Source organism: Streptosporangium sp. NBC_01810, assembly GCF_035917355.1.
Lineage (GTDB): Bacteria > Actinomycetota > Actinomycetes > Streptosporangiales > Streptosporangiaceae > Streptosporangium.
In genome coordinates this window covers 4,955,760-4,975,242 of record NZ_CP109070.1, presented here as the reverse complement: position 1 = coordinate 4,975,242, position 19,483 = coordinate 4,955,760, and the positions used below count along the sequence as shown (strand labels likewise).

The 19,483-nt window shown below is 70.1% G+C and carries 15 protein-coding genes; 8 read left to right on the top strand and 7 right to left on the bottom strand.

Features of this window, described 5'->3' with window-relative positions; all coding sequences use genetic code 11:
• The first annotated feature begins 50 nt into the window (after positions 1 to 50).
• The gene (locus OIE13_RS21695; RefSeq protein WP_326646992.1) at positions 51 to 893 is read left to right on the top strand and encodes a GNAT family N-acetyltransferase; all 843 of its coding nucleotides are present in this window, start codon (positions 51 to 53) and stop codon (positions 891 to 893) included.
• Positions 894 to 977: 84 nt separating this feature from the next.
• Here OIE13_RS21695 and OIE13_RS21690 read toward each other — a convergent pair whose 3' ends face one another.
• From OIE13_RS21690 to OIE13_RS21680, 3 genes are all read right to left on the bottom strand, one after another.
• Positions 978 to 2,549, bottom strand: coding sequence for an IS1182 family transposase (locus OIE13_RS21690; RefSeq protein WP_326639485.1), 1,572 nt, complete (start codon positions 2,547 to 2,549; stop codon positions 978 to 980).
• A 62-nt stretch (positions 2,550 to 2,611) separates the two neighbouring features.
• Positions 2,612 to 2,983, bottom strand: coding sequence for a DUF3037 domain-containing protein (locus OIE13_RS21685; RefSeq protein WP_326636933.1), 372 nt, complete (start codon positions 2,981 to 2,983; stop codon positions 2,612 to 2,614).
• Positions 2,983 to 3,807, bottom strand: coding sequence for a HipA family kinase (locus tag OIE13_RS21680; protein ID WP_326828626.1), 825 nt, complete (start codon positions 3,805 to 3,807; stop codon positions 2,983 to 2,985). Before OIE13_RS21680 ends, OIE13_RS21685 begins: the two co-directional genes overlap by 1 nt.
• 149 nt (positions 3,808 to 3,956) lie before the next feature.
• Here OIE13_RS21680 and OIE13_RS21675 point away from each other — a divergent pair, with 149 nt between their 5' ends.
• Positions 3,957 to 4,112: a hypothetical protein gene (locus OIE13_RS21675; protein WP_326636937.1), complete on the top strand. Its 156-nt coding sequence runs from the start codon at positions 3,957 to 3,959 to the stop codon at positions 4,110 to 4,112.
• A gap of 152 nt (positions 4,113 to 4,264) precedes the next feature.
• On the top strand, positions 4,265 to 6,304 hold the full coding sequence (locus tag OIE13_RS21670) for a protein kinase domain-containing protein (RefSeq protein WP_326636939.1): 2,040 nt from the start codon (positions 4,265 to 4,267) through the stop codon (positions 6,302 to 6,304).
• Positions 6,305 to 6,482: 178 nt separating this feature from the next.
• On the opposite strand, the gene OIE13_RS21665 is transcribed toward OIE13_RS21670, so the two are convergent.
• Complete coding sequence (locus tag OIE13_RS21665; protein ID WP_326636941.1) at positions 6,483 to 7,016, bottom strand: TetR/AcrR family transcriptional regulator; 534 nt, start codon at positions 7,014 to 7,016, stop codon at positions 6,483 to 6,485.
• A 126-nt stretch (positions 7,017 to 7,142) separates the two neighbouring features.
• Here OIE13_RS21665 and OIE13_RS21660 point away from each other — a divergent pair, with 126 nt between their 5' ends.
• From OIE13_RS21660 to OIE13_RS21650, 3 genes are all read left to right on the top strand, one after another.
• Positions 7,143 to 9,386, top strand: coding sequence for an MMPL family transporter (locus tag OIE13_RS21660; RefSeq protein WP_326636943.1), 2,244 nt, complete (start codon positions 7,143 to 7,145; stop codon positions 9,384 to 9,386).
• A gap of 419 nt (positions 9,387 to 9,805) precedes the next feature.
• Positions 9,806 to 11,539 (top strand): serine protease, encoded by a 1,734-nt coding sequence (locus OIE13_RS21655; protein ID WP_326636944.1) that lies wholly within the window; start codon positions 9,806 to 9,808, stop codon positions 11,537 to 11,539.
• Between the two features lie 237 nt (positions 11,540 to 11,776).
• Positions 11,777 to 11,950, top strand: a complete 174-nt coding sequence (locus tag OIE13_RS21650) for a hypothetical protein (RefSeq protein WP_442811527.1) — start codon at positions 11,777 to 11,779, stop codon at positions 11,948 to 11,950.
• A 95-nt stretch (positions 11,951 to 12,045) separates the two neighbouring features.
• Here OIE13_RS21650 and OIE13_RS21645 read toward each other — a convergent pair whose 3' ends face one another.
• Complete coding sequence (locus tag OIE13_RS21645; RefSeq protein ID WP_326828625.1) at positions 12,046 to 12,993, bottom strand: CHAP domain-containing protein; 948 nt, start codon at positions 12,991 to 12,993, stop codon at positions 12,046 to 12,048.
• A gap of 524 nt (positions 12,994 to 13,517) precedes the next feature.
• Between OIE13_RS21645 and OIE13_RS21640 the strand changes: the two genes are divergently transcribed.
• Together OIE13_RS21640 and OIE13_RS21635 are read left to right on the top strand one after the other, a co-directional pair.
• Complete coding sequence (locus tag OIE13_RS21640) at positions 13,518 to 13,727, top strand: DUF5999 family protein (protein WP_326636948.1); 210 nt, start codon at positions 13,518 to 13,520, stop codon at positions 13,725 to 13,727.
• A complete protein-coding gene (locus OIE13_RS21635) occupies positions 13,724 to 14,266 on the top strand; it encodes an ATP-binding protein (protein WP_326636950.1) in 543 nt (180 codons plus the stop codon). The genes OIE13_RS21640 and OIE13_RS21635 overlap by 4 nt, the downstream gene beginning before the upstream one ends.
• 163 nt (positions 14,267 to 14,429) lie before the next feature.
• Here the strand turns inward: OIE13_RS21635 and OIE13_RS21630 are convergent, their stop codons facing one another.
• Both OIE13_RS21630 and OIE13_RS21625 read right to left on the bottom strand, forming a co-directional pair.
• Positions 14,430 to 16,730, bottom strand: coding sequence for an ATP-binding protein (locus OIE13_RS21630; RefSeq protein WP_326636952.1), 2,301 nt, complete (start codon positions 16,728 to 16,730; stop codon positions 14,430 to 14,432).
• A gap of 380 nt (positions 16,731 to 17,110) precedes the next feature.
• The gene (locus tag OIE13_RS21625) at positions 17,111 to 19,276 is read right to left on the bottom strand and encodes a serine/threonine-protein kinase (RefSeq protein ID WP_326636954.1); all 2,166 of its coding nucleotides are present in this window, start codon (positions 19,274 to 19,276) and stop codon (positions 17,111 to 17,113) included.
• Between the last annotated feature and the right edge of the window lie 207 nt (positions 19,277 to 19,483).

Here is a 19,483-nt window from a genome sequence, read left to right as displayed (position 1 = left end):
CTGTGTTGGTTCCTGCCAAAATCGAGGGGGTCGCGTAGGCTGAGCACGTGATGCTGCGCACAACGGCGTCGCGCGTGCTCGACGACAACGATCGAGACGAGGTCCTGGCGCTTCTCGACATCGACCCCGTCGGTAACGTTTTCGTCGCCTCCAGGGTCCGTTCGGTTGGGCTCAATCCGGCCAGACTCGGTGGCCAGATGTGGGGGTTCGGGCCGCGCGGTGGTCTGACCTCCCTCTGTTACGCCGGGGCGAATCTGGTTCCGGTCAACGCCGGCACGGACGCCGTCCACGCCTTCGCCGAGCGCGCGCGCAAGCAGGGCCGCCGCTGCTCCTCGATCGTCGGCCCTGCCGACGCGGTCGAGGTGCTCTGGGAACGGCTGGAACCGTACTGGGGGGGCGCCCGCGCGATCCGCTGGGCGCAGCCGCTCATGGTGACCGCTGAGCCGTCGCCCCTCCCGGCCGACCCGCTGGTGCGCCGCGTCCGGCCCGACGAGTTCGACGTCCTGCTGCCGGCCTGCGTGGCGATGTTCACCGAGGAGGTGGGTGTCTCCCCCGAACTGGGGGACGGGGGAGCCCTCTACCGCTCCCGGGTCGCCGAGCTGATCAGGATCGGCAGGTCGTATGCCCGCATCGAGGGCGGCAGGGTCGTCTTCAAAGCCGAGATCGGCGCGGTGACGCCGCACGCCTGCCAGATCCAGGGCGTCTGGGTCCACCCCGACCTGCGCGGCCGCGGCCACGCGGTGTCGGGGATGGCCGCGGTGGTCAAGCACGCGCTCGACTACTTCGCGCCGCTGGTCTCGCTGTACGTCAACGACTACAACGCCCCGGCCAGGGCCGCCTACCGCAGGGCCGGCTTCGTCGAGGTCGGCACCTTCATGTCCGTGCTCTTCTGAGCTCCGCCCCGACCCGGAGCCCTAGAAGTGCACTGAAGATCTTGGTTTGAGTGGATATCGGCGCGGAGCAGGCGCCCCGGCGGCTTATGCAGTGGCGGGGTTCAGTGCCCAGGCGCCGCCTGTGTGGGTGAGTCCGAGGTTGATGAGGCGGCGGAGGTTGAGTGCGGCAGCGCGGTTGTGGAGCCAGATGTTGTTCTTGAGGACGCCGCGGTAGGGAACGCGACGGTTGCCTTTGGCGACCAGCCAGGCGATGGCGCGTTCGACGGGTGGTCGCCAGCGGCGGTACTCCTGCTGCCATCGCTGACTGGTGGCGGCCTGCTGCCGGGCGGTTTTGAGGAGGTCATAGTGGGGGTGGACGTTGAAGGTGCGTCCGGTCTTGGACGTGGTGCAGCGTTCGCGCAGTGGGCAGGTGCGGCACAGGATCTTGAACTGGGCCTGGCGGTTACCACCTGCCAGCGGGCGGCCGAGGGTTTTGGTGTGGCCTGCCGGGCAGGTGACGCGGCCGGTTTGGGTGTCGACCTGGAAATCGTCGGTGGTGAAGCCGCCGGGGACGGCTTGGCGTAGCGGCGGCGGCTTGATCACCAGGGTGTGGCCGTCGGCTTGGAGGGTCTGTCGCAGGTCGCCGGTGCCGTAGGCGGTGTCGCCCAGTACCGTCAGGGCATCGTCGTCGCCGGCGAGGAGGCTTCGGGCGACGGCGGCCTCGTGGTTGTCCGCGCCGCTGCCCGCGGTGAGGGCGACCTCGGTGAACAGCCCCGCCTCGGGCTCGAACGCGGCATGTGCGCGAAAGCCGTCCTGGTGGCGGGTGCGGTTCTTGTGGATGTGGCGGGCCTCGGGGTCGACCGTGGACACGATGCGGTCGTGGGCGGTGCGCCGGGCGATCCGCCATCGGCCGTCGGAGCCGTCGGCGGGCTCGACGTCTTGTCCTGCGACCAGTGCCAGCAGTCCGAGGGCGCCTGCCGCCGTCTCGCCGAGCGGTTGGCCGGGCACGTGAGCGATGAGATTAAGGGCGTCGGTGACCAGGGCGTCGACCAGTGTGTCCCGCGCCTGCTGGTCGTTCCAGGCGATCTTCGGCTTGCCGGGGTCGGTGTAGTCGTGGGCGGTGCACCACTGGGCGGCGACCGGCTCGGCGCCGGGGACGTCGCGGATGACCCGGCGGATCGCGGCGATGAGCTGGGTGACGGTGTCCTGGGTGGCGACCGCGTCGTCCAGCACGGTGGAGTCCAACGCCCGGCGCTGCCTGCCTTTGAGGACGCCGGTGGCCGCGACGACTTCCCTGACCTTGGTGAACAGCCGGTTCGGATCGGCCGAGCGCTGCAGGCGCCGTCGGAAGTAGGTCAACAGCGACGGGTCGAACGCGGTGTCGTACAGACCCAGGCCGCAGGCGGCCTTCCACCTCAGGTCACAACGCAGTTCCTGAACCGTCTCGAAGTCCGACAGCCCGTGCAGGCTCTGCAGGACGATCACTGTGGCGAGCACCTGCGGCGGCATGCTCGGCCGCCCGTTCGCCGAGGGATACATGTCCGTGAACATGTCTGCTGGGAACAGCGTCTGCCGATGTTCGGCCAGGAACGCGAAAACGCTCCCGGCTGGGATCAGCTCCCGGCAGGTCTGCCACACATCCGGCCCTACCGGTTCTCCAGCCCATTCACCCTGCACGCAACGAGTCTGGCCCCGAATCATCCGAGGCGGGACCAGAACGCAAGATTTTCAGTGCACTTCTAGAGGACGCGGACCAGGCGGGTCACGAGGTGTTCCAGCTCCGCCTCCGGGTCGGCGGTGAGACCGGCGTGGACCGGGCCCGTCTGCACGATCGTGCTGCGCGGCGCGGTCAGCCAGCGGAACCGGTTGCCCAGCGGCTCCTCGGTCAGCGGTCCCTCGCCGACGCAGGAGCGCCGGTAGACGTCGAGCGCGTGCCGTACGCCGTCGAGGTCCACCTGGGAGTCGAGGGCGCTCAGGCGTGCCTCGTCCAGCTCCACGTGGGCACACAGGTAACCGCGCGGCTGGCAGTAGAGCAGCACGCCGGCGTTGATCAGCTCGCCGCGCTCCACCCGGGGGATGACTCGGATGATCGCGTACTCGTAGACGTCCATCACCGGGTGTCCTTCCAGAACGCGCCCACCGAGCCGGGCTTTCCCTGCTGAGGCGCCGAGTCCTGGCCGGAGGCGGCCGAGGGAGCCGGCAGCCAGGTGCGCGGGCCCTGGGCCCGGGTCAGCAGGTGCTCGACGTATGCCTGCCGCACGGCCTGCGCCCCGTCGAACCCCGGCTCGTCTTCCAGCCACTCGTCGGGGACCTCGTCCACCACCCCGTCGAGCAGGTCCCTGGTGATCTTCTCGCTGAACTCGGCGTCGGCCTCGGCCATCCGGGTGGCGAAGGGGGCCAGCACGTGGTCGCGTGCGTCGAAGCCGCGCAGCGGGTCGGCCGAGGGCCAGTTGTGGTGGAACCAGAGCGCGGCGCCGTGGTCGATCAGCCAGGTGTCGCCGTGCCACAGGAGCAGGTTCGGGTTGCGCCAGCTCCGGTCGACGTTGTGGATCAGCGCGTCGAACCAGAGCAGCCGGGAGGCGAAATCAGCGGTGGGAGGCCAGGCCAGCGGTTCGAAGCCCAGCGCGCCCGGCAGGAAGTCGACGGCCAGGTTGTTGCCCTCGCTGGCCTTGAGCAGGTCCTGGATCTCCTCGTCGGGCTCGCGGGCGCCGAGCTGCGGATCGACGTCGATCACCTTCAGCTCGGGCGTGCGGAAGCCGAGACGCCGGGCCAGCCCGGCGGACACGATCTCCGCCACCAGGACCCGGCGGCCCTGTCCCGCGCCGCGGAACTTCACGACGTATGTGCCGAGGTCGTCCGCCTCCATGACCCCGGGGAGCGAGCCGCCCTCCCGCAGGGGCGTCACGTAACGGGTGGCTTTGATCTTTTCGAGCACCCGGCCAGGCTACCGGCTCGACCCGCCGGACGTGGTGCTCGGCCGCGCCCGGTGAACGCCTCGTCTTCGGTGACGTGAGCAAGCTACCCAGGAATGATAATCAAGCAATCGCTTGGTTTGCCAAACGGATCCGCCCGGTCGGACGTGAGATGGCCAAGGTCATCCCCTTCGGGACGCTCCCCAACGCGGAGAAACTCGACTACTACCTCGAACTGGGCATCGAGGAGGTCGTACTCAGCCTCCCCAGCGCCGGCGCCGACCGGGTACTCCCCCTTCTCGACGAGTACGCGACCTATCTGCGCTGACCGGGCGTCGGCGATTCGTACGGTGTGTTGGGTCTTGCCCTGACCTGAGCATCACATGAGTGTCACGGTGAGGGTGACAAGACCTTCCTCCCCGTTGACTGTCGGCGATGCTTCTTCTTGAGTGAGAAGGGTGGCGGCGAGGGGAGGCTCGCGTGCCGTATGCGCAGCCGCTCAAGACGGGGGATCCGGCGGGGCTCGGTGAGTACGAGATCATCGGGCGTCTCGGAGAGGGAGGCCAGGGGGTGGTCTATGTCGGGGTGCGCCCCGACACCGGATCAGAGCCCTACGCGGTCAAGCTTCTGCACGGTTCGGTGGGGGAGGACCCGGAGGTCTTCCTGCGCGAGGTCGAGCTGGCCAAGCAGGTGGCCCGGTTCTGCACGGCCCAGGTGATCGACGCCGGGCTGGACGGCGACCGGCCCTACATCGTCAGCGAGTACGTCGACGGCCCGTCGCTCCACCGCGAGGTCGCGGTCAGCGGGCCCTACGAGGGAGGCAGGTTGGAGCGCCTGGCCATCGGCACGGCCACCGCGCTCGCGGCCATCCACCGTGCCGGGATCGTGCACCGCGACTTCAAGCCGCAGAACGTGCTGATCGGCCCCGACGGGCCGAGGGTCATCGACTTCGGGCTGGCCAGGGCCCTGGACGCGGCGGCCACCCAGAGTGGGCGCGGCGCGGGCACCCCGGCCTACATGGCGCCCGAGCAGGTGGAGGGCGCCGAGATCAACCCGGCGGCCGACGTCTTCGCCTGGGGCGCCACGATATGTTTCGCCGCCAACGCCCAGGCGCCCTTCGGCCAGGACTCGATCGCGGCGGTCCTGAACCGGATTCTCACCGCCGCTCCGCAGCTGGGTCGTCTCGACGGGCTGCTCGGCGCGCTGGTGGTCGACTGCCTGGACAAGAATCCCCGTAACCGCCCCAGCAGCCGGGAGTTGATGCTCGCGCTGCTCGGCAACGACGGGCACAGGTCGGTGCTCGACTCCCGGACCCCTCCGGTACCCGGCGGTCTCGCCCTGCGGGCCGACTCCGGCGAGCCTGACGTCTCGGGGCCATCCGGTGTGTCCGGTCCTTCCGATTCCTCGGGTACGGCAGGTTCCTCTGGCGTGTCGGGCCTGGCGGGGAGGTCGGGCACGTCCGGGTCCGCCCGGTGGGCGAGGTCCGGTGGGCGCGGGTCCCTCACCGAAGGCGAGGACTTCGACGAGCCCCGCACTCACCCGGGGCGGGCGGCCACCAGGGCATCGGTGGCGGTCTCCGGGGCGCTGCTGGTGAGCGCCGCCGTGCTGGTGGGGGTGCTGGTCCCGGCACTGAGCGGTGTCGCCCCCGGAAGTGCGGGGGCACCGCCGTCGGCTGTTCCGGTGGTGGAGACCAGTCCCCAGGTCGAGACGGAGCCGCAGGCGAGCAGGACGAGCCCGCCGGTCAGCCCCCTGCCGACGACCCCGGCCAAACCTCCGCGCGCGGAGGGCGTCAGATCCTCCCCGCTGCCGCCACCCGCGGCCACGACCGTCGTGCCGGCGCTCGTCGGGCTGGATCGTTCCGGAGCGGCGCGTCTGATCAAACAGGCCGGGCTGGCCACCGGGACCGTCCGAGCGGTCGACTCCGACCGGCCGGTCGGGGAGGTGCTCGCGAGCAGCCCGGTGGCGGGGACCACGCTGCCGAAGAAGGGCAGGGTCGCTCTGGAGGTCTCCGCGGGGTTCCAGGTGCCCAAGCTGGTCGGCCTCGCCAGGAGTGCTGCCCGGGCGGCGCTTGCCCAGGCGGGGCTGGTCGCCGGAGGGGTGAGCACGCGCTGCTCGGACCAGCCGGCCGGGCGGGTGCTGGCGAGCACCCCGGGCGCGGGCAGCCGCGTCTCGCCGGGCAGCGCGGTGGCGCTCGTCATCTCCAGGCACGGCGTTCCGGTGCCGTCGATCACCGGCCAGAGCGCGGCCGATGCCTCGAACACGCTCGGCGGGGCGGGTTTCGCCGTACGGACACGGGCGCGGCTGGTCACCAACGAGGCTCAGGACGGCGTTGTGCTGGCGCAGAGCGTGGCGCCCGGCACCTGCGCCCGGCCAGGGGCGACGGTCGTGATCACGGTCGGTGTGGGGGGCCAGAGCGGGCCGGGGCCGGGGCCGAGCCAGGGGCCGGGCGAGACCATCGCGCCTACCGATCCTTCCGACCCGCCGGATCCCGTTCCCGGGGAGGCGGCTCCCTCGGGATGACAGGCCCGTTCGGGCATCCGGTGCGGCGGCGGACCGGGAACTCGGGCGTGGTGCTCGTGGAGGGCAGGAAGGGACGAGGAGATCCGGCGGAGGCCAGGGGAGCCGCCCGCGAGGGAAGCGGGGAAGGGCGTGCCGGGAACTCGGGCGTGGCGCTGATGGGGGGCGGGCGGGAAAGCGGTCAGATGGAGGCCAGGGCGGTGGTCAGGAGGGTCCTCCTGACGTCCTCCTGGGGTAGGTCGATCGTCTTGACCACCGCGTACTGGAGCGACCCCAGCAGGGCCCAGGCCCGGACCCGGCGGGCGGGGTCGGGGTCGGGGCCGGCCAGACGGTGGTAGATCTCGTCGCGGAAGGCGCGGATGATCTCGCCGGGGGAGCCGGGGGGCGCGTTGTCGGCGCCGCTGATGTCCTCCATGATCAACCGGATGATCGCCCGGTGCCTGACCACGAAGGTCACCAGGGCCTCGACGAAGGCCCGCTCGCTGTCGAAGTCGCCCTCGAACAGGGCTATGACGTCCTCGGCGGCGGGCGCGATCAGTTCGGTGGCCAGCCGGTCCTTGGGGTGGAAGTGGTAGGCGACGGCGGTCTTCGTCAGGCCGACCTCCGAGGCGATGTCGGCCAGTGAGGTCGCCGCGTAACCGCGTTCGGCGAACAGCCGGCGGGCGGCGTCGAGGATCCGATCGCGCGTATCGTGTCCGTGCTCAAGTGTGGTCATCGTCTCATTCCCACGCTAGTGAGAGTATTTCCCAATTTGCGGGCCTACTCTCATACCGTAGGGTCTGTACGACCGTACAGTACGGTGTTTCGAACACACCTCAGATTTTAATAGGGCGGTCACCGAATGTCTGGTTTGCTGGGGCGGCTGGGGAGCTGGTGCGCTCGGCACGGCAGGGCGGTGCTGGCACTGTGGGTGGTCGTCGCGGCACTGCTGACGGCGGGCTCGGTGCTGTTCCCCGGACCGGCCACCAACGACACCAGCCTCCCCGGCACCGACGCCCAGCGGGCGATGGACCTGCTGCAGGACGGTTTCGGCCCCGGTTACAAAATGGGTGGTGCGGTCCAGCTCGTCCTTTACTCTCCCGCCGGCTCCCTCATCACCGAGCCGAGGAAGAGCGCGGTGAAACGTGCCGCGGAGCAGATCCGCAAGGTCCCGCACGTGGTGGAGGTGACCCCTCCCTCCCGGACGGGCGGGCTCGCGCCCAGTCTGGAGGTCGGTTTCATCGCGGTCAAGCTTGAGGGGCACGACACCACCAAGACGGTCGAGACCGCCAAGCTCCTCGTCGAGGCGGCCGAGCCCGCGCGGGCGGCGGGCCTGGAGGTCGTGCCCGCCGGCTCGTCGAGCCCGGCGAACAAAGAGATCAAGACCGGGACGAGCGAGATCATCGGAGTGATCTGCGCGCTGCTGGTCCTGCTGTTCGCGTTCGGCACCCTGGTCGCCGCGATGATTCCGATCTTCGTCGCACTGGTCAGTATCGCGACCGGGCTCGGCACGATCGGCCTGCTCGGCCACCTGGTGGACGTGCCCAAGCAGGCGCCGATCCTGGCGACGATGATCGGTCTCGGCGTCGGCATCGACTACGCGCTCTTCCTGCTCAGCAGGTACCGCAAGCTGCTGGCCGACGGCGTGCCCGTCCACGAGGCGGTCCGCCGGATGGTCGCCGGCTCCGGCGGCGCGGTGGTGTTCGCCGGCGGCACGGTGATCATCGCGCTCAGCGCGCTCCTGCTCGCCGACTTCCCCATGCTGCAGACGCTCGGCTGGATCACCGGCATCTCGGTGGTCTGCGCGGTGCTCACCGCCGTCACGCTGGTTCCCGCGCTGCTCGGCATGCTCGGACATCGGGTCAACGCGTTCCGCCTGCCGTTCGTGGGGCGCCGAGGCAGCCGCGGCTCCTCCGGCTGGGCCTCGCTGGGCAACTGGGTGGCCAGGCGTCCATGGAGCGTGCTCGCGCTCAGCCTTGTGCTCCTGGGCGCGCTCACCGCCCCCGCCCTGGGACTCAAGCTGGGCACGCTCGACAACGGCTACGGCGACCGCGGCACCGACGCGCGGCGCTCCTACGAACTGCTGCAGGCCGGGTTCGGACCCGGCATGAACGGCCCGCTCGTCGTGGTGGCGGATCTGGAGACCCCGGTCGTCGACCGGAAGCCCGCCCCGGCCATATTGCGGAACCTGAAGGAGCGCGTCGCGGACGTCGAAGGGGTGGCCCACGTCGGCGACCCGGTTCTCAACGAGCGCGGCACGGCGGCCCTGGTCCAGGCGATCCCCGACTACGCCCCCAGCGACCCCCGGGCGCTGGAGGTGGTCAAGGCGGTACGCGCGCTCGAGATCGAGGGGGCCAAGGTCCACGTGGGCGGTGAGGTCGCGGGCATGGCCGACGCCAACTCCAAGATCGCCGCACGTACCCCGCTGGTCGTCGGCGTCGTGGTCCTGCTGAGCGCACTGCTGCTGCTTCTGGCGTTCCGTTCGCCGGTCGTCGCGATCAAGGCCGCGGTGATGAACCTGATCTCGCTCGGGGCCGCGTTCGGCGCGCTCTCGCTGGTCTTCTCCCTGGGCCTTGGCAGTGGTCTGGTCGGCATGGACCCGCCGGTCAACGTGGACGCCTCCTATCTGAGCACGATCTTCTTCACGGTGCCGATCGACAGCTACATCCCGCTGATGCTGTTCGCGATCCTGTTCGGCCTGTCGATGGACTACGAGGTCTTCCTGCTCACCGCGGTGCGGCAGGCGTACCTGAGGCACGGTGACAACCGCAGGGCGGTGGCCGAGGGGCTGGGATCGACCGGCCGGGTCATCACCTCCGCCGCCCTGATCATGGTCTCGGTCTTCGTCGCGTTCATCGCCTACCCCGACCCGATGGTAAAGATCTTCGGTGTCGGCCTGGCGGTGGCCATCGCGGTGGACGCCACGATCATCAGGGGCCTGCTGGTCCCGGCGACCATGGTCCTGCTCGGCAGGTTCAACTGGTGGTGCCCCGCCTGGCTGGACCGTCTCCTGCCCAACCTCTCCATCGAGGGCCAGGAGGAGGACGAGGAGACCGAGGAGCCCGAGGAGCCGAGCAGGGAACTCGTCGGCGCGGGTCGCGGCTGAGCCGCAGCGGCGACCGGGGGGTCGTGCGTCACCTGGACCGGCCCCCGCACCGAGGTGGACGGCGCCAGGCTCACCGCCGCCTACGCGACCTCGTCACGGATCAGGGGCACGGATCAGGGGCGCGGGCCAGGGGCGCGGGCCAGGGGTGCGGATCAAGGGCGCGGGCCGGGCGTCGGGTGAGATCCCGGGGCGATCTCCGGGCGCGCGCCGCACGCGGATTCGGCGCTCGGCGTTGTGGGCATATACTCGCCCGTACCTTGATCGCGTACCGGTGCCGGGCCGTCCTGCCACTTGATCGCCGGGAAGATCGGGCAGGTCGTCGGGTGTTCCCGGCGGCCTACCAGTCGCTTCCAAGTCCTCCCCAAGTGTCCCCCGTCATGCTCTCGCCTCGGGAAGCAAGTTTTGGGGAGAGTACGCAGATGTGGGGAAGAATCAGCGCCGTCGCGGGCCTGGTACTGGCGAGCACGCTGGCACTGCCGGGTACAGCGATGGCCAAACCCAAAGAGGTCGATGTCCCCGTCGGGACGTGGCTGGCGGCCAGGACGCACCCGTCCGTCCAGTTGACCTCGGTGTCCTACACGGCGGACGTGGCCGTGCCGACGCCCGAGGCGAACCTGGAGGCGATCAGGACCCTGACGCAGCAGGGGATCAACGCCGTACAGAGCGGCAAGATCTCCTCTGACGAGAACAGCATCTACCGCTGGGTCGTGCAGCAGATGGCCAAGAATCCGGGCCGCTACTTCTCGCCCGGCGGGCAGGAACGGGTCGTCGAGGCGACGGCGGGCGGGCTGTGCACCGGCTGGTGGGTCACGCCGGACGGTTACATGGTGACCGCGGCGCACTGCGTCGGCCAGGAGGACGCCGAGCTGGCCCAGACCTTCGCGGCACAGGCGCTCACGAAGATCAATGAGAAGGACGCCGCCGACCTGGTCGCCAGCCTCGGCGACATCGCCTCCGACGAGGAGATCCTCCGGAACGCGGCGAAGATCTTCCAGATCTGGAACGCGGAGAACATCAAGATCCGTAATGTCCAGAGCTCGCTCTCGCTGCTGCAGAGCCTGCCGGGCGGCGGCGTCGACAAGACCACCAAGACGGTGCCGATCGAGCTGGTCGCCAAGGGCACGGTCTACCCGGGCAAGGACGTCGCGATCCTCAAGGCCAACGGGCAGAGCAACCTGCCGACCGTGCCGCTGGGCGAGGACTCGGACGTGCGTGTCGGCGACACCCTTTACATCAGCGGGTTCCCCGGCACCGTGACGCAGACCTCGATCTTCAACCTTGAGTCCAAGCTCGACCCGGCGTTCACCGAGGGCCCCTACAACGCCAGCCGCCAGACCCCCGAGGGGGTGCCGTACATCCAGACCCAGGCACCCTCCTACCCGGGCAACTCCGGCGGTCCGGTGTTCAGCAAGGACGGCAAGGTCATCGGCATCCTGGTCGGCGGTCTGATCCAGCAGGACGGCGGCTCCACCGAGGGTGAGAGCTTCGTGCTGCCGGTCAGCATCGTCAAGGAGAAGCTGAACGAGAAGAACATCAAGCCGGCCGAGTCGTCGACGACGAAGGCCTACAACGAGGCGCTCGACCTGTTCTTCCAGAACAGATACTCCGACGCGCTGCCCAGGTTCCGCGAGGTGCAGGCGCTGCAGCCGAACCACCCGTACGTCGCCAAATACATCAGCGACTCCCAGCAGGCCATCACCGCGGGCAAGGACGAGAGCGGCACCCCGATCCTGCCGTGGCTGCTCTGGGGCGGCGGCGGCCTGGTCGCCGCGTTCGTGATCGGCACGATCGTCGCGGTCGCCAGGGGAAAGCGCCGCGCCAAGGGGCCTGCCTCCTTCCCGCCCGCTCCCTACGGGGCGCAGCCCGGCTACCCGGCGCAGTTGCAGGGGAGCCAGCCACAGTACGGCCAGCCACAGTACGGCCAGCAGGGGCAGCCGTACGGGGCGCCACAGCAGCAGTACCAGCAGCGGCAGCCCTACCCGCTCCCGGCTGGGCCGGAGACCCGGGCGGTCCGCACGCAGTCGCCGTACGGCCCGCCTCAGCCCCAGCAGGGGGCTCCGGGGCCCGGGGCGAACACCCGGATCGCCGGTCTGGAGGCGGAGCTGGAGCAACTGCGCCGGAACATGGGGAAGCGCCCGCCCGAGCAGCGCTGATCACACTCGCTCGGGTGGAGCCGCACCCCTGGGGAGCGCCGGCGGCGCTCGCCCGAGCGGAATCAGTGAACACCCGAGTGGCGCTCCTCGCCCGAGCGGAATCAGTGAACACCCGAGTGGTGCCTCTCGCCCGAGGGGCACCGCTCGGGTGTGGAAGCCCGGAGTGAACTTACCGCTCCGGGCCTTTCGCCGTACGGCCCGCTGTACGCTTACCCAAGCGTGCGCTAGGTTGGTGTAGTGGACCTGGACTTCACCCCCGCGGAGCGGGAATTCCGGGCCGAGGTGCGGGACTGGCTGGCCCGGCACGTCCCGGAGGTCCCGCTGTCCTCGATGGACACGCGGGAGGGCTTCGAGGCGCACCGCGAGTGGGAGCGCCTGCTCGCGGCCGACAGTCTGTCGGTGGTCTCCTGACCCATCGAGTACGGCGGGCGGGGGGCGAGCCTCGTCGAGCGGCCATTTCTAGCCGACTTGTCATGATTTATGGGGAGGAATCCCTCGGTAGATCCCTAGGCCGGCACCTTTTCCCGGCGGCGGCGTCCCCGGTAGCCGCTGTGGACCAGGACGTCGCCTGGTTCGACGGGTGAGCTGCGGGAACCGGCCGGTACGGCGGGACCGTTCCGACCGTTCCGACCGTTCCGACCGTTCCGGGCCACGGGGCGGGCGGCGGAGACAGAGATGGGCGCAGGGACGGTTGCCGTTCTCGGGCTGACGGCCGAGTGGGCGGGCATGGTGGAACGGGCGGGGCGGGCGGAACGGGCCGGGGTGGCTCCGCCGTCGTCTCCCGACGGGGCCTCTCGGCCGTTCCCCGCCGCTGTCCCGGCGGCGTGCTTGGGTGCCTGCCTGGCCTTGCCGGGTCCCGCGGACGCCGGGGTCTTTCTCGCCGGGATGGGGGCGGGGACCAGGGCGAGCAGGTTGGGTCCGGGGTCGACCGCCACCAGGTTGCCCCCGCACGCGGTGGCGGGATCGAGAATCAGCTGCTTCTCGGTGGCCTCCCGATCCAGCCGGGCCTTGATCTTCTCCGGATACCCGTAGCCGACGACCTTGCCGGTGTCGCGCTCCTTGCGCTTGGCGACGCCGCCGTCGATGTTGCCCTCGATCGTGTGGATCCTGTTCCCCTCGACCCGGGTGACGATCCCCACGTGGTCGATACCGTCGATCTTCTTCGAACCGCTCCAGTCGAAGAAGACGATGGCCCCGGGCTTGGGAGTGGCGCCCCAGGCATCCTGCTGCTGGAACCACCGGGCGTGGTAGACGGTGTAGGCGAACTGGCCGATCCACTCCTCGTAGCCCAGCTTGCCGGCAGCCCACGAAAGGTACATGTCGCACCAGGGGGCGGCGGTGTAGTCGGCGTCGAACTCGACGGTCCTGCCGTACCAGTCGCCGAACTTGGTGTAGCCGCCGCTCTTCTCGGAGTATCCGAGCTGGCTCTCCAGCAGCTCGACGAACTTCTGCATCTCAGGGGTCATATGAGGTTTCAGGGGACCCCCGGCGGCCATGCGGGGATGGTCGCTCCGCCTTGCGACCTGGCCACCGGGAGACGGGGTAGGGCGATGGCGCGTTCACGCGAGCCTCCCGGGGACGGGTAGGACGCGTGCGGCGGCACCACTGGCCGGTTGTCTTCCGTGACGAGGGAGGTTACCCGGCCCCAAGGATAGGTCACAACAGTCTAAAGTGCACGCAAAGTCACTTGGCGTCATATACCTAGATAAAAGACGACGTCATGGGCTTCTGTGTGATCCTTCGCGAGTAGAGCATTTAGCGAAAAGATCTACTGGACGGCCGCAACCGGAGCCAGGGCCGCTGTCACCGCGCGGGTCGATCTTGTTGACCATCTTCATCCCTGGGGGCCGACCTCTTTACCATCGGCGAAATAGGTATGGATATGGGTATTTATCCCGATATGCCGGTATCGGCTCTGGGAGAGGCTGGTCACATCGAAGGCTCAACTGCAACCGATGAAGGATTAAAGGTACGAGCCATGTGTCAGCACCAGCCGCGATGCCCTCTCGCAAGCGCCCCCGATCATGAAGCCGCGTCCCTCGTGGCCTTCCACCCCGAGCAGGGGTGGGGTCTGCTCTGCAACGGCGTCGTGGTCTTCGAGGACACCGGAGCGCTCCTGCCGGACGGGCGTAGCACTCCCGTCCACAGCATGCCCGCCCACCGTGTTTCGTGGAGGCAGGCGGCATGAGTTCGGTTCGGGTTCCCGCCGGCAAGGGCAAGGGATCGAGCACGCCGGGCGGGCAGGTTGCCCAGTCGTGGCCGATCGCCGCGGGCAACGGTCCCGTGCGTGAGCCGAACCCGCCCATGACCGCCCTCCTCGGGGAGCCGGACTTCCAGGAGACGTCGTTCTCCTTCACGCCCGAGTCGTCATCCGTGCCCCGGGCGCGCCGGGTGACCCGCGCCTGCCTGGCGGACTGGGGGCTGCACGAGGAGCACAGCACGGTCGCCGAGCTGCTCGTCAGCGAGCTGGTCACCAACGCGCTGCGCCACTCGCGAGGGACGATCAGGCTCGCCCTCTCCTTCGAGGAGGGCCTGCTGCGCTGCGAGGTCGAGGACGCGGACGCGGACCCCTCACAGATCCGCGTGCACCGGGCGCATGAGGACGACGAGCGGGGACGCGGGCTGCACCTGCTCGACCTGCTGTCCTGCTGCTGGGGTAGCGACCGTACCTCCGAAGGCAAGGCCGTCTGGTTCGAGCTCCCCGCGCACGTCGCCGCCGGGTGCTGACCATGGGCCCGCCACACGCGCCGGTCACACCCGCCCCCGCCGGGGGCTGAACCCACACACCACCTCCGAAGGCCGGATGCCGAGTCCCCCCGACTCGCCTTCCGCCATACGCCGGAGCCGACGAGATCGCCGCACTCGTCGGCTCCGGCGTTCCTCTTTCCCGTCAGGTGCCGGATGCGCGGTTCCCGTTCACGTCCCGGTTGCGCTCGCCGATCCAGACGGCGATCTGGGCCCGCGAGTGGAAGCCCAGCTTGGTCATGATGTGCTCGATGTGACCCTCTGCGGTGCGCTGGGCGATCGTCAGCGAAGTCGCGATCTCCTTGTTGCTCAGCCCCTGGGCGACGAGCTGGGCGATCTCGGTCTCTCTGCGGGTCAGCGGGGACGGCGACGGCGCGGCCCTGTCCGGGGGCCCGCCGGAGCGAGTGCCCTCGTCGAGGGCGAAGGCCAGTGCCTCCTCGCCAGGCAGCTTCGCGCCCCGCCTGGCGGCCGCGTCGAAGGCGGTTTTTCCGAGAGCCTCGCGCGTACGGGCCTCGCACTCGTCGTGGTAATACATCAGGTGCCCGAACCCGGACATCGGTGCCCCGACCGCCTGCCAGATCGTCTCCAGGATTCCCAGCAGTACGGCCGCCCGCCGATGGTTCCCCTCCGCGGCGGTGATCCAGGCCAGCACCTCCAGATTGACGCCGACGCCCAGCAGATCGTCGAGCGAGCGGTTGAACCTCAGGCTCTCCTTCTCCAGTTCGGTCGCGCGCCGGGCGTCGCCCTGGGCCCAGACCCCGACACCGAGCGCCATCATCGCGTACGCCCTGTGCCAGCTCTCCCCGTGGGCGTCACAGAGCGTGAGGCACTCCTCGCCCGCGGAGATGGAACTCGCCCAGTCACCCAGGAAGGAGTGGGCGAGGCAGAGCCGGATGAGCGTCAGGGCCAGGCCCGTCGGATCGTCGTCGGCGAGGTGGCGCGCAGCCGCCTCCCGGTAGAGCTCGATCGCGGCTTCGACGTCTCCCCGGAACATGGCGATCATCCCCGAGTAGAGCGTGACGTAGGCCAGGACCGGCTCGTGCCCCGGCAGGTTCCCCAGCGCCCTGGCCTCCTCCAGCATCGCCGTGGCGGAGACGACATCGGCCTGGATGATGGCCAGCCAGCTGTTGGACCAGAGCGCACGGCCCCGGATCTCGTCGGGCCCGGTGACGGCGAGCAGGCTTCGGTCCAGCCAGTGTCGTCCCTCGCTGAGATAGTGGCTGGTGATCCAGTGGTAGAGCAGGTCGGTGGCCATGCCGAGGGCGGCGGAGGTCTCTTCAGGGTCGGTGAAGCAGTACTCCAGCGCGGTGCGCAGGTTGGCGTGTTCGAGATCCAACCTGCCGAACCAGGCCACCTGGGACGGGCCGAACCGCTGCGCGTACGCCTTCGCCGACAACCGCCGGTAGTGGTCGCGGTGCAGCCGCCGGAGTCTGGTCTCCTGTCCCAGGGCCGCCAGCCGCTCCCGGCCGTACTGCCGGATCGTCTCCAGCAGCCGGTAGCGGGTGACCGAGGGGGTGGCGGGGGGATTCTCCTTGATCAGGATGGACTTGTCCACCAGCCCGATCACCAGGTCGATCGCCTCCTCGCGATCGATGCCCGCCCCCGAGCAGACCGCCTCGGCCGCCTCAAGGTCCAGACCGTCGGCGAACACCGAGACGCGCGCCCACAGCAGTTGCTCCTTCTCCGTGCAGAGGGCATAGCTCCAGTCGATCAGCGCGCGCAGCGTCTGCTGGCGGGGCAGCGTCGCGGGTGAACCGCCGGTGAGCAGCCGGAACCGGTCGTCCAGCCTGGCCAGCAGCTCTTCGGGGGAGAGCGCGCGCAACCGCGCGGTCGCCAGCTCGATCGCGAGCGGAATGCCGTCCAGCCGGCGGCAGATCTGCTCCACGGCGGACCGGTTGGCGTCGGTGACCGTGAAATCCGGTATGACGGCGGCGGCCCGCTCGGCGAACAGCCGCACCGCCTCGGACTGCGTGGCGGGCTCCGCAGGCAGTCTCGGACGGTCGGAGTCCGGTACCGGTGGCGGCAGCGGCAGCGTCGGCACGGCCAGCGTCTGCTCGGCGGCGATGCCCAGCGCCTGCCGGCTGGTGGTGAGGATCCGCAGGGAGGGGGCCGAGCGCACCAGGATCTCCGCCAGCACGGCGCAGCCCCGCAGGAGGTGCTCGCAGTTGTCGAGGATCAGCAGCGCCCGCTTGTCCCGGAGGTGGTCGACGAGCACCTCCATCAGGGGTCGGCGAGAGGTATCCCTGATCGCCAGGGCCTCGTTCACCGACGCGCCGAGCAGCTCGGGATCCTTCAGTCCGGCGAGCTCGACCAGCCACACCCCGTCGGGGAAGGCGCGCTGGACATCGGCCGCGACGCGCAGGGCCAGCCGGGTCTTGCCGACACCGCCGGGGCCGGTGAGGGTCACCACACGGGCCTTGGACAGCAGGCGCCTGACCTCGGCCATCTCATGCCGACGTCCTACGAAACTGGTCACCTCGAGTGGCAGCCCCGGTGTCTGCCACCGTTTCGGGGTGGCCGGTGCCACCTCATCCATCAACGCCTCACGCCGGCTTCGGCAGGCGGACCGCCTAAGGTTCGAGTCCGGCCGACACCACCCACACTATGCGCAGACGGTTTCGCCCCCGTACGCGCCGTGACCGGGGCCGTGACCATGACCATGACCATGACCGGGACCGGGACCGGGGTCGTAATCGGGACCGTGGCCGGGTGGGCGGGTGGGCGCCGGCCGTCGGCGGCGAGAGGGCTATGGATCAGTAGCCGGCGTCCCAGTAGGCGAGCGTGTCACCGGTCATCGATCGCCAAGCTGGCGCACGCTTGGTTACCTCACAAGATGCCGTCCACACCGGTTCGCTCGGGGCCGGGTTCGTCCACGGTGGGCCGTTCGGAGTTCCGCGGCCTCTCCGGGGCCGGGCCCTGGTCCGGGTCCTGCTCGGGAGCACAGGAGGGCAGGTCGATCCGGACCGTCCGGGAGGGCATGTCGCCCGAGGGGACCGTACTGATCGTCACCAGCCGCGTGACGTGCTCCCCGCACCGGGGCGGCTCGGCGAACTCTCCCCTCACCTCCCGCGCGTACTCGGTGGCGCCGGACAGTTCCAGCTCCCGCGTGCCGCTGGTCACCGCGCCGTCGAGCTTCTGGGCGAACCCGAGTCGCACGGTCACCGGCGAGGTGCCCGAGGTCCTCACCAGGAAGCCGACGGTGGTGCCGTCGAAGGCGGTGATGGAGACCGAGGGCGGTGAGCACGGCTCGCCGTGGACCTCCTGGGTGCGGCTGGAGGTCCCGACGGAGGAGCGGGGCGAGGTCGCGACCGTGACCCGGCGATAGAGGGTCTGCCCGCAGGCGGGGGCCGCGAAGGTGTGCGGGACGGTGTGTGAGTAGGCCGAGGACCCGTCGAGCACCGAGGTCTGCGGGGGCGCCTGGACGAGCCGGTCGCGCGTCGGACCCTCGGCGAACATGACGGTCACCACGACGTCCGCCGGGGTGGAGGCGCGGAAGGCGACAGTGGTCCCGTTCGAGTCGATTCCCACGACCCTCAGGCCGCTGACCGTGTGCGCGGGCTCCGGTGGCGTCCCCGTCAAGATCGGCGTGGGTGTCGGAGGGCGTGTGGGGGTGGGCGTCGGCGGCTTCGGTGTGGGGGTTGGTGTGGGCTTTGGCGTGGGCGTCGAGGTGGGCGTCGAGGTGGGCTTCGGTGTGGGCGTCGGGGTGGGGGGTGTGGGGCTCGGGCGCTGAGGCCGCGAGCCGGTCGGCGCGGGGGTCGCGGTCCGGCTCGGGACCGGTGAGGGGAACGTGACAGGAACGGAGTCCGTGTCCTCCGAGGGCGGCACGGGCCGCCCGACGGCGGCGCCTCGCGAGAGGCTCGGCCCGACGGACGGCTCCGGCGGCTCCGGCACCTGGCTCCGTCGCGCCGGTGTCCCCTCGATGATTGCTGAGCTGGGTGGCGGGGTGAAGATCGTGTCGGCGGAGAGCCGGTCGTGCGGCCGGTTGGCCGCGATCACACCGGCGGTCATCGCGACGGTGACCACCCCGAGTCCGGCCAGCGTCCTGGGGCCCAGCCGGGGACGGCGCACCCGGCGCACCCTCCCCATCCGGCCGAGCACGGTCTGGGCCACCGAGGAACTCGCCCTCGGCGCGGGTTTGGCCAGCGGGAACGCCAGCGCCAGCAGCGTGGCGAGCTCGGCCAGGTGCCGCCGCCCGCGCTGCTCCCACTCCGGCCCGTACGCCGACAGCGCCGCGGCCTCCAGCTCCTCCAGGAACGCCCGCGCGTTCTCCGGCCGGTCATGCGGGTCCTTGGCCATGCCCCGGACGACCAGAGCGCGGACCGAGCTGGGCACCTCCGCCACCGGGATCGGCGCGGTCAGGTGCCCGTGCATCAGCGCCGCGCGGTGATCCGCCTGGTACGGCCTGTGTCCGGTGAGGCACTCGAAGAACACGCACGTGGCCGCGTAGACGTCGGTCGCGGTGCTCGCCGACGCCCCCTCCCACTGCTCGGGAGCCATGTAGGCGGGGGTGCCGGCGGTGATGCCGGTCTCCCCGACGTGGGCGGCGATGCCGAAGTCCGCCAGCTTGCTGCCGCCGTCGGCCTGGATCAGCACGTTCTCCGGCTTGTAGTCGCGGTGCACGACCCCGGCCGCGTGCGCGAAGGCCAGGCCCAGCAGCGAGCCCTTGAGCACGGTCAGCGCGGCCTCCGGGCTCGTGCTGCCGTGCTCGGCCAGGATCCGCCTGAGCGCGACCCCGTCGACCAGCTCCATCACGATCGCGGCTTCGAGCACGTCCTCGTAGTACTCGTACAGCTGGACCACGTTCGGGTCCTGCAACTCCACCATGACGCGCGCCTCCGCACGGAAGCGCGCCAGGAAGCGGTAATCGTCCTTGAGTGTCGCGTTGAGGTATTTGATGGCCACGTAGGCACCGGTGGCGGCGTACGTGGCCAGCACCACGCGCCCGCCTCCGCCGACGCCGAGTTCCCGAATCTCGCGGTATCCCGGAACCATCCAGTCCCCTTCCGAGTGCCGTCGACTTGTTCGACGGTCTCACCCATGGGGTTGGTTGTCACGGTTGGTCAACTTTTATGAATGAATCGCGCTCGGTAGTCGATGCGGCCGTGTGTTAACCTCCGAAAGGTAATCAAGCAAGCGCTCGGGTTAGTAGAGGTCGCATGCCCGTCGATCTGGGTGCGCTCGCCGCGCTCGGGGCCAGGA

What these genes read in the sequence shown, in the direction of transcription:
- OIE13_RS21640 (WP_326636948.1), top strand. Translation starts at nt 13,518, where the DNA reads ATGTGTCAGCACCAGCCGCGATGCCCTCTCGCAAGCGCCCCCGATCAT.
- OIE13_RS21685 (WP_326636933.1), bottom strand. Translation starts at nt 2,983, where the DNA reads ATGGACGTCTACGAGTACGCGATCATCCGAGTCATCCCCCGGGTGGAG.
- OIE13_RS21675 (WP_326636937.1), top strand. Translation starts at nt 3,957, where the DNA reads ATGGCCAAGGTCATCCCCTTCGGGACGCTCCCCAACGCGGAGAAACTC.
- OIE13_RS21645 (WP_326828625.1), bottom strand. Translation starts at nt 12,993, where the DNA reads ATGCAGAAGTTCGTCGAGCTGCTGGAGAGCCAGCTCGGATACTCCGAG.
- OIE13_RS21655 (WP_326636944.1), top strand. Translation starts at nt 9,806, where the DNA reads ATGTGGGGAAGAATCAGCGCCGTCGCGGGCCTGGTACTGGCGAGCACG.
- OIE13_RS21630 (WP_326636952.1), bottom strand. Translation starts at nt 16,730, where the DNA reads ATGGCCGAGGTCAGGCGCCTGCTGTCCAAGGCCCGTGTGGTGACCCTC.
- OIE13_RS21660 (WP_326636943.1), top strand. Translation starts at nt 7,143, where the DNA reads ATGTCTGGTTTGCTGGGGCGGCTGGGGAGCTGGTGCGCTCGGCACGGC.
- OIE13_RS21625 (WP_326636954.1), bottom strand. Translation starts at nt 19,276, where the DNA reads ATGGTTCCGGGATACCGCGAGATTCGGGAACTCGGCGTCGGCGGAGGC.
- OIE13_RS21665 (WP_326636941.1), bottom strand. Translation starts at nt 7,016, where the DNA reads ATGACCACACTTGAGCACGGACACGATACGCGCGATCGGATCCTCGAC.
- OIE13_RS21695 (WP_326646992.1), top strand. Translation starts at nt 51, where the DNA reads ATGCTGCGCACAACGGCGTCGCGCGTGCTCGACGACAACGATCGAGAC.
- OIE13_RS21635 (WP_326636950.1), top strand. Translation starts at nt 13,724, where the DNA reads ATGAGTTCGGTTCGGGTTCCCGCCGGCAAGGGCAAGGGATCGAGCACG.